The organism is Bradyrhizobium sp. BRP22 (genome assembly GCF_020194175.1).
Taxonomy (GTDB): Bacteria; Pseudomonadota; Alphaproteobacteria; order Rhizobiales; family Xanthobacteraceae; genus Bradyrhizobium.
The window spans coordinates 1-13,610 of the sequence record NZ_JADYVX010000029.1 but is presented as its reverse complement, the minus strand read 5'-3'; the positions used below and the strand labels follow the sequence as shown (position 1 = coordinate 13,610).

At 61.6% G+C, this 13,610-nt stretch carries 14 protein-coding genes; 8 read left to right on the top strand and 6 right to left on the bottom strand.

The window, feature by feature from the left end:
• Positions 1–81: 81 nt before the first annotated feature.
• Positions 82–1,134 (top strand): glycosyltransferase family 4 protein, encoded by a 1,053-nt coding sequence (locus I6F35_RS28745; protein WP_225121020.1) that lies wholly within the window; start codon positions 82–84, stop codon positions 1,132–1,134.
• Between the two features lie 20 nt (positions 1,135–1,154).
• Here I6F35_RS28745 and I6F35_RS28740 read toward each other — a convergent pair whose 3' ends face one another.
• Entirely contained in the window at positions 1,155–1,532 is a 378-nt protein-coding gene (locus I6F35_RS28740; protein ID WP_225121104.1) for a hypothetical protein, read from the bottom strand.
• Positions 1,533–1,928: 396 nt separating this feature from the next.
• On the opposite strand from I6F35_RS28740, the gene I6F35_RS28735 reads away from it, so the two are divergent.
• The gene (locus tag I6F35_RS28735) at positions 1,929–2,882 is read left to right on the top strand and encodes a tripartite tricarboxylate transporter substrate-binding protein (RefSeq protein ID WP_225121103.1); all 954 of its coding nucleotides are present in this window, start codon (positions 1,929–1,931) and stop codon (positions 2,880–2,882) included.
• 348 nt (positions 2,883–3,230) lie between these two features.
• Complete coding sequence (locus tag I6F35_RS28730) at positions 3,231–4,748, top strand: hypothetical protein (protein WP_225121019.1); 1,518 nt, start codon at positions 3,231–3,233, stop codon at positions 4,746–4,748.
• 302 nt (positions 4,749–5,050) lie between these two features.
• On the opposite strand, the gene I6F35_RS28725 is transcribed toward I6F35_RS28730, so the two are convergent.
• A complete protein-coding gene (locus I6F35_RS28725; RefSeq protein WP_225121018.1) occupies positions 5,051–5,356 on the bottom strand; it encodes a Kazal-type serine protease inhibitor family protein in 306 nt (101 codons plus the stop codon).
• Positions 5,357–5,664: 308 nt separating this feature from the next.
• On the opposite strand from I6F35_RS28725, the gene I6F35_RS28720 reads away from it, so the two are divergent.
• Positions 5,665–5,988 (top strand): hypothetical protein, encoded by a 324-nt coding sequence (locus I6F35_RS28720; RefSeq protein WP_225121017.1) that lies wholly within the window; start codon positions 5,665–5,667, stop codon positions 5,986–5,988.
• 133 nt (positions 5,989–6,121) lie between these two features.
• Here I6F35_RS28720 and I6F35_RS28715 read toward each other — a convergent pair whose 3' ends face one another.
• Positions 6,122–6,535, bottom strand: a complete 414-nt coding sequence (locus I6F35_RS28715; RefSeq protein ID WP_225121016.1) for an ASCH domain-containing protein — start codon at positions 6,533–6,535, stop codon at positions 6,122–6,124.
• 125 nt (positions 6,536–6,660) lie between these two features.
• On the opposite strand from I6F35_RS28715, the gene I6F35_RS28710 reads away from it, so the two are divergent.
• Both I6F35_RS28710 and I6F35_RS28705 read left to right on the top strand, forming a co-directional pair.
• Positions 6,661–7,038 carry a VOC family protein gene (locus I6F35_RS28710; protein WP_225121015.1) on the top strand — a complete coding sequence of 126 codons (378 nt, stop codon included), beginning with the start codon at positions 6,661–6,663 and terminating at the stop codon, positions 7,036–7,038.
• Positions 7,039–7,490: 452 nt separating this feature from the next.
• Complete coding sequence (locus tag I6F35_RS28705) at positions 7,491–7,790, top strand: hypothetical protein (protein ID WP_225121014.1); 300 nt, start codon at positions 7,491–7,493, stop codon at positions 7,788–7,790.
• Between the two features lie 272 nt (positions 7,791–8,062).
• On the opposite strand, the gene I6F35_RS28700 is transcribed toward I6F35_RS28705, so the two are convergent.
• Genes I6F35_RS28700 through I6F35_RS28690 form a run of 3 tightly spaced genes read right to left on the bottom strand, consistent with a single transcriptional unit; the run spans position 8,063 to position 11,661 of the window.
• Positions 8,063–10,318, bottom strand: coding sequence for a xanthine dehydrogenase family protein molybdopterin-binding subunit (locus I6F35_RS28700; protein ID WP_225121013.1), 2,256 nt, complete (start codon positions 10,316–10,318; stop codon positions 8,063–8,065).
• Positions 10,315–10,797: a (2Fe-2S)-binding protein gene (locus I6F35_RS28695; RefSeq protein WP_225121012.1), complete on the bottom strand. Its 483-nt coding sequence runs from the start codon at positions 10,795–10,797 to the stop codon at positions 10,315–10,317. The genes I6F35_RS28700 and I6F35_RS28695 overlap by 4 nt, the downstream gene beginning before the upstream one ends.
• 3 nt (positions 10,798–10,800) lie before the next feature.
• Positions 10,801–11,661 carry a xanthine dehydrogenase family protein subunit M gene (locus tag I6F35_RS28690; protein ID WP_225121102.1) on the bottom strand — a complete coding sequence of 287 codons (861 nt, stop codon included), beginning with the start codon at positions 11,659–11,661 and terminating at the stop codon, positions 10,801–10,803.
• Positions 11,662–11,995: 334 nt separating this feature from the next.
• Here I6F35_RS28690 and I6F35_RS28685 point away from each other — a divergent pair, with 334 nt between their 5' ends.
• Both I6F35_RS28685 and I6F35_RS28680 read left to right on the top strand, forming a co-directional pair.
• A complete protein-coding gene (locus I6F35_RS28685; protein WP_225121011.1) occupies positions 11,996–12,613 on the top strand; it encodes a PilZ domain-containing protein in 618 nt (205 codons plus the stop codon).
• 333 nt (positions 12,614–12,946) lie between these two features.
• Positions 12,947–13,573, top strand: a complete 627-nt coding sequence (locus I6F35_RS28680; RefSeq protein WP_225121010.1) for a transglutaminase-like cysteine peptidase — start codon at positions 12,947–12,949, stop codon at positions 13,571–13,573.
• Positions 13,574–13,610: the final 37 nt, after the last annotated feature.

Here is a 13,610-nt window from a genome sequence, read left to right as displayed (position 1 = left end):
CTGGAACGGCATCTGGATACTGCAGTTGAAGCTTCGGATTTTAACCCCGGCCGTCGAGGGATTGCTGGAGTCGGACGCAACATGCGGATTGCGCAGATCGCGCCTTTGGCTGAGAGCATTCCCCCGAAGCTTTACGGAGGCACGGAGCGTGTCGTCGCGTGGCTGATCGACGAGTTGGTCAGGCTCAGACATCAGGTGACGCTGTTCGCAAGCGGCGATTCGAAGACGCCGGCCGAACTTGAGCCCGTCTGGCCGCGCGCATTGCGCCTTGGCCGGCCGCGTTCGGACCCTATGGCAGCTCAGACAGCGCTGCTGGAAGCATTCTCGCGCCGGGCAAGCGAGTTTGACGTGATCCACGCGCACATCGACTGGATGCACCTGCCGCTCCTGACCCGCCTCGGCGTGCCTTTCCTCACGACCACACATGGACGGCTGGATCTTCCCGGACTTGCCGATCTCGTGCGGCTGTTTCCCGACGCTCCCTACGTCTCGATCTCGAACAACCAGAACACTGCCCTGCGCGAGGCCAACTGGATCGGCACCGTATATCACGGGCTTCCCGCCGGCCTGTTTCGTCCCTCCTTCGAGGAAGGGCGATATCTCGCCTTCCTCGGCCGGCTCACGGCGGAGAAAGGGCCCGAGGTTGCGATCCGCATTGCGCGGGCCGCAAACATGCCGCTTCGCATCGCCGCGAAAGTGCCGCGCGGCGACCGCGCTTATTTCAAGGAACGGCTCGAACCCCAGATCGACGGCAATGCGGTGCGGCTCACTGGCGAGGTCAACGACCAGACCAAGGAGAAATTCCTGGCCGGCGCCGCGGCGCTGCTGTTTCCGATCGACTGGCCGGAGCCGTTCGGCCTGGTCATGATCGAAGCCATGGCCTGCGGCACCCCGGTCATCGCATTCCGCTCCGGCTCGGTGCCGGAAGTGATCGATGACGGGATCACCGGCTTCGTCGTGGACGGGGAAGCGGAAGCCGTCGAGGCCATCGGCCGGCTCGGCGAACTCGACCGCCGCAAAGTGCGCGCCCGGTTCGAGGAGCGCTTCACCTCCGAGCGGATGGCGAAGGAATATCTCAGCCACTACGAGGCGCTCGCGCGATTAAAGCCCGCCTACGCTCTTGCAGCCAAGTGAGCAGAGGGCAGCCCGATCATTCACATCGAGCAGCGAACATACGGCATTTCCACCGGCACCGGCTGCTTGGAGCTGAGGGTGATCTTGTTTTCTCCGGAGATTTTTATGTCGAACTCTACGTCCGAAATCGCGACGCCGTCCGAGCACGACGCGATCATTCGCACATTCGATCCGTCATCGTGCAACGACTTGACAGTGCATTTCTCAAAGGTGCCGGTGATCTGCCTTCCCTGGACGATGATGCCGCCCGCGTGGAGATCGGCATCTGGCTTGAAAGCAAGCTTGTTGTGCTCCTTGGTGAACACGTCACCGCAGGCCGAGGCGTCGATCGTCCAGGCTCCGTTCAAATCCGCGGCCTGGGCCGCGGCCGATAGCGTGACGACAAGGACTGGCAGCACCAACCGATTGATGGTTCTCATGAGACTCTCCGATTAAATGGTCACTAGCTCTTTGTTTGAGCATGATCTTTTCGGAAAACCGGTGTCCACTTTTCCGGATCATGCTTTAGGTGACCGGGGGCCCGTTCGATCGGACGTGGAATTGTCGCCAGATCGTCTCTTCGACGCGGACGGGCGTAGCACCCCGACGTGGCCTTTCGGATCGCTTTTTGCACAGTATCCGAGTGCGACGAGTTGGCGGACCTTTCGTTGATCTAAGTCAATAGGTCCTGCGGAGCACCGTCTCCTCCGGGCCGCGCGACATCTTTCGCTTTTGTGCGGCAGCGCAAAACGTGTAGAAAAGCGCGACCAAAGAAGAACAAGCTCAAAGGGAGGCACGACTTGAAACGACTGGCCATGATTGCCGCTGCGCTTGCGATGGTGAGCTCCGCGGCCTCCGCGCAGACCTATCCGGCCCGCCCCATCACCTTGCTGGTGCCGTTTGCCGCTGGCGGCCCGACCGACACGGTGGCGCGGATGACGGCGCAATCGATGTCCAAACTCCTAGGCCAGACCATCGTCGTCGAGAACGCCACCGGCGCCGGCGGCACCATCGCGACCGCGCGCGCCGCCCGCGCCGAGCCCGACGGCTATACGCTGCTGATCCACCACATCGGCATCTCGACGGCGGCAACTCTTTACCGCAAGCTGCCCTACGACACCAAAACGGCGTTCGCGCCGATCGGCCTCGTCACCAACGCGCCGATGACCATCATCGCCCGCGCCGACCTGCCGCCGAACAATCTCGCCGAGCTGATCACCTACATCAAGGCCAACGGCGACAAGATGACCTTCGGCAATGCGGGCTTAGGGGCCGCCTCGCATCTCTGCGGCATGCTGTTCATGACCGCGATCGACAAGCAGGTGCTCACCGTGCCCTACAAGGGCAACGCGCCGGTCATGAACGACCTGATCGCAAAGCAGATCGACCTCACCTGCGACCAGACCACCAACACCACGGGCCCGATCGCCTCCAAGCTGGTGAAGAGCTACGCCACCACCACCAAAACCCGCCTCGCCTCCATGCCCGACCTGCCGACCGCCGACGAAGCCGGCCTGAAGGGCTTTGAAGTCGGCGCCTGGCACGGCCTCTACGCGCCCAAGGGCACGCCGGACGATGTTGTCCGGAAATTGTCAAAGACGCTGCAGGAAGCCCTCCGCGACCCGGACCTGGTCAAGCGCTTCAACGAGATCAACACCGAGCCGGTGGCCCAGGACGAAGCCACGCCCGAAGCGCTGAAGGTGAAGCTGCTGAGCGAGGTGGACCGGTGGAAGCCGATTATTGAGGCGGCGGGGCAATTTGCGGATTGAGGGGTATGACCTAGAGACTGGATGGATTTCATCCAGCAAGCGACCGATCGCAAAATTCATTACAGACCAAAGGTTTGCTTGCTGACCACGACTGCGGTGGTCCTAGTTGATATGGGCCACTTATCAAGTTCGCGGCAATTGCTTCACGGAGTGAAATCGCCAAGCAACGAAGCCCCCGCGTTAGCCTGGCTTCCTCAGCCTTCCGACTCTCGTAGCCAATACTAAATGTCTTCCTGGACCAAACGTACTACTTCCCCGAGTATCTGTGGATGGAACGTGAATTCCTCTCCCAGAGAGGAGAAAGATCCGTAGAAGTCAGTTTAGCTTTTCAGAGCCCTGGGGGCAGGGATGGACTTACAGACACTTATTGCAAATGGAATTGGTATCGTCGGAGGCTTCGCGTCACTCGGCGGAACATTTGACAAGATACTTACGACGAACGAGACGCGATCAAAGATAAGCGCCTTTCTCCAACGCTCGAGGGTGACAGGCGAACGCAACCTATTCGCCTACATCGCGCTAGTGAACGAAACGGTCTTCAGACGCTATTTCTCGTCTCCCTTCTTTTCGTGGCGATACTTTTTAACCTGCACAGTCGTCTCTCTGCTATCACTGTTGGTCATATTGGTTGCAGAGGTACTGGCTCACGGCAGCGCTGCGTTCCGAGAAATAGAGCTCGATGAATCTCAAGTGTTGATCCTTGCTGCGTGCATTGTCGTCAACATAATCGTTGACTGGCTAAGCATCGGGCAAACTCAGGTATTCTTTGAAATTTCTGCTCAACAAACACGTTTGTCCCGTGCAGTAATCCTAATCGTAGCCGATTTTATCCTAACGATAAATGTCTTCACTATGCTCTACGCGCAGCCGATCGGACTAGGCGCTTACCTCTACGGTGCAATTGCACAAGACGACGTCAGGGTATCAGTCTCGGTCACCGCGAGGGAAGCCGAACCGAACAAGGAAGCGGAGGACGTGAACTCAGAGGAAGCGCAGGGCAGCACAGCGCGCGCGTCCGAACGGGCTAAGAACTATCCCTACAAAATAAGCTTCGATATGACTGTTAAGTCGTCTACCGACGAAAATGAAGATCTGTTTGCGGGCTCGATCACAGCCGACACGAACGCGCCGAACATATCTCTCGCCGATCTTTTACATCTCGCTGATCGAACGGTTAGCGCTACGGTCCTTTCTTCGCAGCAATTAATGCTGCTCCCGACCCCTGATAAGTTAGAGAAACAGCAGCCACTGATGCAACGTTTCTCTGCGGAGTGGAGAAAGCTGACAGACAAGGAATCTGCGGAGGAAAAGGAAGAACTGACAATTTCCTTCCCATGGTTTGGTAAACCTAAGTCATGGGAGTATGCCTATACTGCTGCCTACCAAAGCGTTGATTCGGTACAGGACTCGTTTCCAGCAATCCTGTTTATGCCACTAGTTTCAGTTTCTGTGGACGACTTGAATAGGTCGTACCAATCTCTTCTCCTCTCCAACGAAACGAATTTGCGAGGTTGCGGAACGAGGGTCAATGGCCAAATGCGGTGGGAAGTGCGAACCGACTTGACAGCGTGCGATGGAACGGTGGAATTCTCTCCAGCGAATTTGGTCGCACTCCGACGCGCAGCACAAGATGCAAATTCAGGATTTTCAGGCAAAAGTATTCCGCTCAACATCCTCTTTATGACCTCTCTATCCGTTACTGCCTTGCTGTATGCGGCTGCATTTTTCTTGCTTGTGGCTCGGCAGTTCTATCAGAGAGTTATCTTAGGCATATCGGCCGTCGAGCCCGTGTTTCTTAAGAGTCCACTGGCCGTTGTCGGCTTGATTGTGGGTCTCGCAGTGTTTGGAACAACTCTCATTTTTTGACGCGGCGCGTCGCATCAAACACGAAGCCCCCTCAATTGCGCTCGGATCAACGGACACTTTGATCTCTGGGAGAGGCGGTGGATCGGCGAGGCTGCCGCCGTTCGATAATCGTGCACAGAATCGCAACGGCGCGAGGTGCCTCTGGAAACGTCGGAGAAGCGCTCAGCACGTACGACGGATCAGCCGACGGCGTGATCCGCCTTGTGGTGCGTGATTACGCTACGCTAATCCGCCCTGCGCGCCGCGCGTTCCTATCCGCCACTTAGGTGTCGGTACGATCCCGCTCTCACGAGCCACCTTGCTCACTTGCAAGGTCCGATGCTCTTTAGAGCAACCTTTTTCGATTGCCGCACACAGTTATTGGAATACGTGGTGCCGTCGCATCCACAAACCGGTCTCCGTTGTCTTGTACAAATTTCGGGTACCTTCACGCATTTTCCCTGCGCATCAGCCGCCCCACACTTGCCAGGCTGCGGGTCGCACCACAAACCCTCATCGCACTGAATTCCTGGGAACCCTCCGCATGTTTGTCCGACCTTTGCGGCGTATGCACCGCTCGTTTCGGATAAGGTGCCCAGGACGAGTACCACCAAAATTATCGCCCGCATGTCCCTCTCCTGAAATGTTTTGCTGAAATTGAATACGTTGAGAGCAAATTACATATAATACAACCTATACGTTTGCAACATTCTAGGCATCTTTTTGCGCTGCACTAGCGATAGTTCTGCGCCAGCAGACGGCACTGCTGCCTGCGCAGATTTATTTGTTGACCGTCACCAGCTTCGAACCCGATCGGACGTGGCATACATCGGGCCAGCTCGTGGGGCGGATTAGCCGAAGGCGTAATCCGCTCCTTTGCTCTACGTGAACGGCGGATTACGCTGCGCTAATCCGCCCTACGTGTTGAGGTGTGGCTGTGACACACGACACCCCATTCCGCGAAGCCTTACACTCGGTAACGCCTGACGTGATCGCGGACCTCTATCTTTATCCGGTCGAGGCCGGTGGCAGGACTGGTCCGGTCCGTCTTGGCTGGGGCTGCCCGTGCACCAAGGACAGAAGTGTCGATGAGGGCTGGGATGGTTATCCGCTGCTCGAACGCGCCATGATGCCGGGCGAACGGAGGCGTCTGGGTTTCGTGTTCCTGTGTCGCCAAGAGGCAGCGCAAGCGCTCGGATCGACGGATCGCTTTTATCTCTGGGAGGGGCGGTGGATCGGCGAGGCGGCTGTCGTTCGATAGCGGTGCGCGGACATCCTGGTCGCCGCCGGGAGACAGTACTGCAACCTCCGTCGGCTGGATAGCCGGCCCATGGCCCGTCGCGTCAGCGTCGGCGCGTCTGCTTCTGCGCCGCTTGGGGCCAAGCGAACATCAGCTACGGCTCCGTGTGCGGGAGATCGAAGACCTCGACCAGGCGAAAGCGCTCGCACATGAGCATCATGTCCTCGCTGTATCGTCCGAGCCGGCCGAAATAGGCGCGGTGGGCGCTACGCCAATAGGCCAGGCTCCGATCGCCTTCGCCCTCGTCGTGCGCAAAGGAGGAGTCGATTTCATTGAAGCGCCGATACGTTACCTCGGTGGTTTCGATGACGCAGCGCGGTTCGCCGCGTCCGTCGAGCACGACCCAACGCTCGCCGGGCGCAGAGGTGTTCGGCTCGTCTTCCGTGCTGCACGTTGCGATCTTGACGCCCCTGACGACAAGTTCGAGCAGCTCATCGGCGAGTTCGGGACTGTCGCCGAAGGCGAACGTCCGGAGGTGTCGATACCGTTCGGGGACCGGCTTGCTCATGGTTTTCCCAATCCGCCTTGTGCCCTTCCCGGGCTTCCATCCCCGCCCGACCTTCTGCTAGTAACATCTTCTGCGAAGCGGCGTCGCAGCGGAATGAACGTCGCGTAACGGGAGGTATTTGCAGCATGTTTTCGCATGTGATGATCGGGACCAACGACCTCGAAAAGTCCAAGGCGTTCTATGATGCGCTGCTCGGCACGCTCGGGGTCAAGCCGGGGTTTGTCGACCGCCATCGCGTGTTCTGGCGGACGAAGACAGGCACCTTCTCGGTATCAAAGCCGATCGACGGCAAGGCTGCAACGCATGCCAATGGCGGGACGATCGGCTTCAACGCGGAGTCGCCGGCGGCGGTCGATGCATTCCATGCGACGGGAATTGCGAATGGCGGCACGACCTGTGAGGATCCGCCCGGCATCCGCGAGGGCGGCGGGATGAAGCTGTACATCGCCTATTTGCGCGATCACGACGGCAACAAGCTCTGCGCCGTGCATCGGATGGATTGAGCGGACGGCGACAATTCGTAGGGCGGGTTAGCGCTGGCGTAACCCGCCGTCTATCGCGCGTGTGGTTCGGCGGATTAGCTCTTCGCCGCGAAGGGCGGCGAAGAGCTAATCCGCCCTACGCTGACTTTGGGCACCCCGCGATCTTATGGCTCACTTGCAAGATCCGACGTTCTTCAGAGCAACCTTTTTCGATTGAGCAGCGGCCGTTTGCGGTCGGTCGGGATTGACGGGTTTCGCTTCGCCCTACCCATCCTCCGCGTCGTCGCTGCGTGGCGCGTGGCGATGCGCGCGCTTCCGTTGCGATAAGACAATAGAGTTGTCATTTGCGAAGCCTGAACCAGGATCAAGCCAACGAAGACAAACCTTCATCGAGCTTGCATTGACGTTCATTTCCCAAACATCGCTCGATACATGCCTCTTGGATATTTTATCGCCATTATGGAGGTAGCCCCATGTCAATCGTGCAATTCACTCGTTTCAAGACCGACAAGGCCGAGGAAATGGTCAAGATTGCCAGGCAGGCGAAGAAGATATTCGAAAAACACGGTGCCGAATTTCTTCGGCTGTCCCGCTTCCACACCGGCGTGTGGGCGGGAGAGTGGCTGGTGACGACGCGCTACGCGAATTGGGAAGTTTACGGCAAGGTGCAGGAGGCCATAGCAAAGGACCCGGAGTTCACGCAGCTTCAGGCTGAGGGAATGAAGATTGCCGAACTGCAGGGCCGCAACATCGCTGTCGGCATCGATCTCTAGAGCGCGCAGGATGGGTTAGCCACCGGGTCCGCACTTCGCATGGCCCGATGACAGGCTCCGCGTAACCCGCCGCTTCTCGCCGTGAGCGGCGGATTACGCTTAGCTAATCCGCCCTACGGGAGCTACCCATCCTACGCGCATAATAGCCGCACCGTCATTGCGAGCGGAGCGAAGCAATCCATTTCGCCGATTGCGGAGAGATGGATTGCTTCGTCGCTTACGCTCCTCGCAATGACGGTGGGTGCGGGTTGACCACCAATCATCCCACGCAGCTACTCTGCCGCTTGCTGCACCGGCGGCTCCAAGCCTGCCAGCACCTTCGGCGGCGACATCGGCAGCGCGTAGAAGCGCTTGCCCACCGCGCGGTAGATTGCGTTCGCCACGGCCGCCATCACCGGGACCAGCGGCACTTCGCCGACGCCTTTCACGCCTTGCGGGTGTTTGGGGTTCGGCACCTCGACCAGGATGGTGTCGATCATCGGCAGGTCGGAGCAGACAGGCATGCGGTAGTCGAGGAAGCCGGGATTATCGACCTTGCCATCGCTGCGATAGATGTATTCCTCGTTCAGCGCCCAGCCGATGCCCTGGGCGACGCCGCCCTGGAGCTGGCCTTCGACATAGCCGGGGTGGACGGCGCGGCCGACGTCCTGCACCGCGGTGTAGCGGATCACTCTGGCGATGCCGAGCTCGATGTCGACCTCGACGTCGCAGATGTGGGTGCCGAAGCCGCCCTCTGCTCCTTGCGTGTTGAGCTGCACGCCGGCGCCGATCGGGCCGCCCTGCATGGGAGCTTTATCGGCGAGATCCTCCAGCGTCAGCGGCTCGAACTGGCCGGCGTTGGGGCTCGCGGGGTGCGCGGCGCCGTTCTCCCATTTCACCGCTTCGGGATCGATCTCCCAGATTTTTGCCGCGCGCTCGCGCAGCGTGTTGATCACCTTTTCGGTGGCCTGCGTCACCACCATCGCGGAGGCGAACAGCACGCGGCTGCCGCCGGTGAGATTGGAGAAGCCCACCGTCTGGGTGTCGCCGATGATGACGGAGACGCGGCGATAGTCGATGCCGAGCAGTTCGGCGCAGATATTGGCGATGCCGGCGCGCGAGCCGCCGATGTCAGGATGGCCGGTGGTGACGACGACGTTGCCGTCCTCGGTGATGTTGACCTGCGCCGAGGATTCACCGCCGGCATTGAACCAGAAGCCGGAGGCGACGCCCCTGCCCTGCAGCCTGCGGAGCGGGGCGCTGTAATGCGCAGAGTTCTTCGCGGCTTCCAGCGTCTCGATATAGCCGATGCGGGGGAAGACCGGCCCGTGCGCCGCCTTGGTGCCCTGCTTCGCCGCATTCTTCAGCCGGAACTCGAGCGGGTCCATCTTCAAGGCTTCCGCGAGCTCGTCGAGCACGCATTCCACCGCATAGGCGCCGATGGGCGCGCCGGGTGCGCGATAGGCTGCGACCTTGGAGCGGTTGGAGCAGACGTCATAGCCGACCGAGAGCACGTTGGCGATGTCATAGGGCGCGAAGCTGCAGCCGGCGGCGCCGCGGATCGGCGAGCCCGGGAGGGCGCCGGCCTGCAGATAGAACGTGCCCTGCGCGGCGACGATGGTGCCGTCCTTCTTCGCGCCGATCTTGACCGTGCTCTTCGAGCCTGATGTCGGCCCGGTGGCGCGCATCACCTCCTCGCGCGTCATCACCATCTTGACCGGGCGGCCGGATTTCTTCGCGAGCAGCGTCGCCAGCGGCTCGAGATAGACGATGGTCTTGCCGCCGAAGCCGCCGCCGATCTCGGCGGGGATGGCGCGGATGTCGCTCTGCGGGATGCCGGTGAGATAGGCGGTCATCGCGCGCACCATGAACTGGCCCTGGCTCGAGCTCCAGATCGTGGTCTTGCCGTCGGCGGCGACCGAGATCAGGCAGGCGTGCGGCTCGATATAGCCCTGGTGCACCGGGCGCGTGGTGAAGCTGCGCTCGATGATCACGTCGGCCTGCTTGAAGCCGTCTTCGATGTCGCCTTTCTTGTGTTCCAGCGTGCCGACGATGTTCGAGGGCTTGCCCTGGAAGGTGTTGAACTCGTGCAGGATCGGCGCATCAGGCTCGATGGCGTCCTCGATCTCGATCGAGAACGGCAGCACCTCGTAATCGACCTCGATCAATTCGCAGGCTTTGGCCGCGATCGCTTCCGTGGTGGCGGCCACGGCCGCGACCGGGTGGCCGGGGAACAGCGCCTTGTCGCGCGCCATCACGTTCCGGCACATCCAGCGCATGTCCTGGATGCCGAGCATCACGGATTTATCCAGCGGGAAATCGACGACATCGCGCGAGGTGACGACGGCCTTTACGCCCGGCAGCGCCTCGGCCTTGGACGTGTCGATCGAGCGGATGCGCGCATGCGGATGCGGGCTGCGCAGAACCTTGCCCCAGATCATGCCGGGCATGGCGGTGTCGGCGGCAAACGCGGCACGTCCCGTGACCTTGTCGACGCCATCGGGACGGATGGTGCGCTGGCCGATCCACTTGTTGTTGACGACGTTCATTGGGCGGCCTCCCGGATTTCTTCAGCGGTCTCCAGCACGGCGCGAACGATCTTGTCGTAGCCGGTGCAGCGGCAGAGATTGCCGGCGAGCCAGAAGCGGACTTCCTCCTCGCTCGGGTTCGGGTTCTTGCGCAACAGCGCCTCGGAGGCGACCAGCATGCCCGAGGTGCAGATGCCGCACTGCAGCGCGGCCTGCTCCAGAAACTTCTCCTGCAGCGGATGCAGCCGGCCGCCGCGCGCCATGCCCTCGATGGTCCTGATCTCGTGGCCTTCGGCTTCGGCGGCGAGCATCAGGCAGGAGCAGACCAGCCGGTCATCCAGCGTGATCGAGCAGGCGCCGCAATCGCCGGACGCGCAGCCTTCCTTGGAGCCGGTGAGCGCGAGCTGATTGCGCAGCGCATCCAGCATAGTCTCGTAGGGCTCGCAGAGGAATTCCAGCGGCTCGCCGTTGACGGTGGTCGTCACATGCAGTTTTGCCATTTGTCATTTCCCTTGCGCGCGTTCTGCGGCGATGTTCGCGGTGCGCTTGAGCAGCACGCCGGCGATCTGGGTGCGGTAGGCGATGGTGCCGCGCTTGTCGTCGATCGGACGGCAGGCGGCGCGGCAGGCATTGGCCGCGGCATTGAGCGCGGCGTCATCGAGGCGGGAGCCGATCAGCGCCTGCGCGGCCGGCTCGACCAGCAGCGCGGTCGGCGCCACTGCCCCTAAGCCGACGCGGGCATGGGCGCAGACGCCGTCCTTCAGCGTCAGGCTGACGCCGCAGCCGACCACCGCGATATCCATCTCGGTGCGCGGGATCATGCGCAAATAAGCGTCGGCGGAACCAGGCGGGCGCGGCGGCAGCGTGAAGGAGACCAGGATCTCGCCGGGTTTCAAATTGGTGCGGCCGGGGGCGGCGGGGACGTCCTCGACCTTCAACTCGCGGCGGCCTTCCGGGCCCTGCACGGTGACGACGGCGCCGGCCGCGATCATCGCCGGCACGCTGTCGCCGGCGGGCGAGGCGTTGCAGAGATTGCCGCCGGCGGATGCGCGGCCCTGCACCTGCGTGGAGCCGATCAGGTTCACCGCTTCCAGGACGCCGGGCCAAGTCTGCCTGAAGCGTGGATGCTCCGCGAGCACGGCGCCGGGCACGGCCGCGCCGATGCGGAAACCGCCGCCGGAAAGCTCTTCGACAGCAGTGAGTTCCCTGATTTTCTTGATGTCGACGATCAGGCCCGGCTTCACCGCGCCCGAGCGCATCTGCACCAACAGATCCGTGCCGCCGGCCAGGATGCGCGCGGCGCTGCCCGCCGCGGCATAAGCGCCGACCGCTTCATCAAGCGTCTGCGGCGCGACGTATCGGATATCCGTCATGGTCGTGTCCGATGCCTCCCTCGTTCCTTGCTGGTGCCCTCTGGTGGGGCCTCTCGCCCTTAAGACTACACGCCGGCATGGCATCGGAACAGCCTCCGGCCCCGGTGGAAGTGGCGCCCTCCCATGCGCAAAGGGAATTTGCACACGAGCGCCTTCACACAAAACCGTCACGATCCGGACTGTCAGCGCAAGCGCGCAAGGGCGAGCGATTGCGCGCGTCGGTCGCGTGCGTGCCTACCCTTGATGCAACCGCCGCTAACGGGCCATTAACCCTGTCAGCCGTAGGGTTTGCCCGCGCCGGAATGCCGGTTGTCGGGTGGCGGTGATGTCGTTTGCACAAAAGAAACCTACGGTCTTCCCGGCACAGGAGGAGCGGCGGCGCTTCCAGCGCGTCAAGGTGCACCTGCTCGGCCGCTACATGCTGCCCGACCGGCGCGAATTTCCTTGCCAGATTATTAACATGTCCCCGGGCGGGCTGGCGCTGCTGGCGCCCGGCATCGGCAATGTCGGCGACCGCGTGATCGCCTATCTCGACCATATCGGCCGCGTCGAGGGCAGGATCACCCGCATCATCGACAACGGCTTTGCGATGACCATCATCTCGACGCCGCGCAAGCGCGACAAGCTCGCCGCGCAGCTCACCTGGCTCGCCAACCGCGACATCCTCAATCTGCCGGAAGACCGCCGCCACGACCGTATCGTGCCGCGCAATCCGATCGCGCTGCTCACGCTGGAGGACGGCAGCAAGATGACCTGCCGCATCATCGACCTCTCGCTGTCGGGCGCGGCGATCGCCGCCGAGAACCGCCCGCCGCTGAAATCGCTGGTCATGCTCGGGCGGGTGCAGTCGCGCGTGGTGCGAAACCTCGACGACGGCTTCGCGCTCGAGTTCGTCCACGAGCAGGCTGCCGAGACGCTCGAAGATGCGGTTACCGCGCGGTAAAGCGCGCGGGCTCCAAATCCCCTGTTTTCAGCGCTGACGAGGCGGCATCCGCGATGGCGGACGCCGCCTTTTGCTTGTCCTGCGCCCGCCGCGCGCGGTTAACGCCGGCAGATTTTGCGATCAGAAACACGCTTCGCGACGGCGTTCGCGTCGTTAATGCGTAAAATTTGAATCAATTGCAGTCATCTCAAATTTTAGTCGAGTTTGCCTCAAGTACAGATCGAATTTTCCGCCAGCTTTACTTGCATTCGCGTCAAATCACCTTTGCCGACTTAGCCGCACCGCAAAACCTTTGTGTGAAACATGGTCCCAACAAGAAAAACGGGGGCCACAATGGTTTTCAGGGGACAGGGGAAAGGATGGGCGGTTGCCGCCATCCTGTTGGGGTTGAGCATCTCTACGAGCGTCGCGGCGAAAGCGGGCGACGTGGTCTATGCCAGCCTCGGCGACGCCACGCGTTCGCCGATCGGCTGGGTCGAATTCTGCGCCGAGAACGCCGGCGAATGCCGGCCCGGCGCGTCGCAACCGCGCGACATCGTGCTGTCGCAGACGGCGTGGCGCGATCTGTTGCGGGTCAACAAATGGGTCAATGAGACCATCAAGCCGATGACCGACATGGATCATTGGGGCGTGATCGAGAAATGGTCGTTGCCGACGGACGGCTACGGCGACTGCGAGGACTACGTGCTGCTGAAGCGCAAGATGCTGATCGACGCCGGCTGGCCGCGCGAGGCGCTGCTTATCACTGTCGTGCGCGACAAGAAGGGCGAAGGCCACGCGGTGCTGACCGTGAAGACCGACAAGGGCGAGTTCATCCTCGACAACCAGAACGAGGAGGTCGTCGCCTGGACCGAGACCGGCTACCGCTTCGTCAAGCGGCAGTCGCAGGGCGATCCCAACGTCTGGGTCTCGCTCGGCGACAACCGCCCGGCGGTCGCCACCGCCAGCTCCCGGCAATAAGCAAAGGATCGAACCCGCGACCCGGTCACATCCCCAC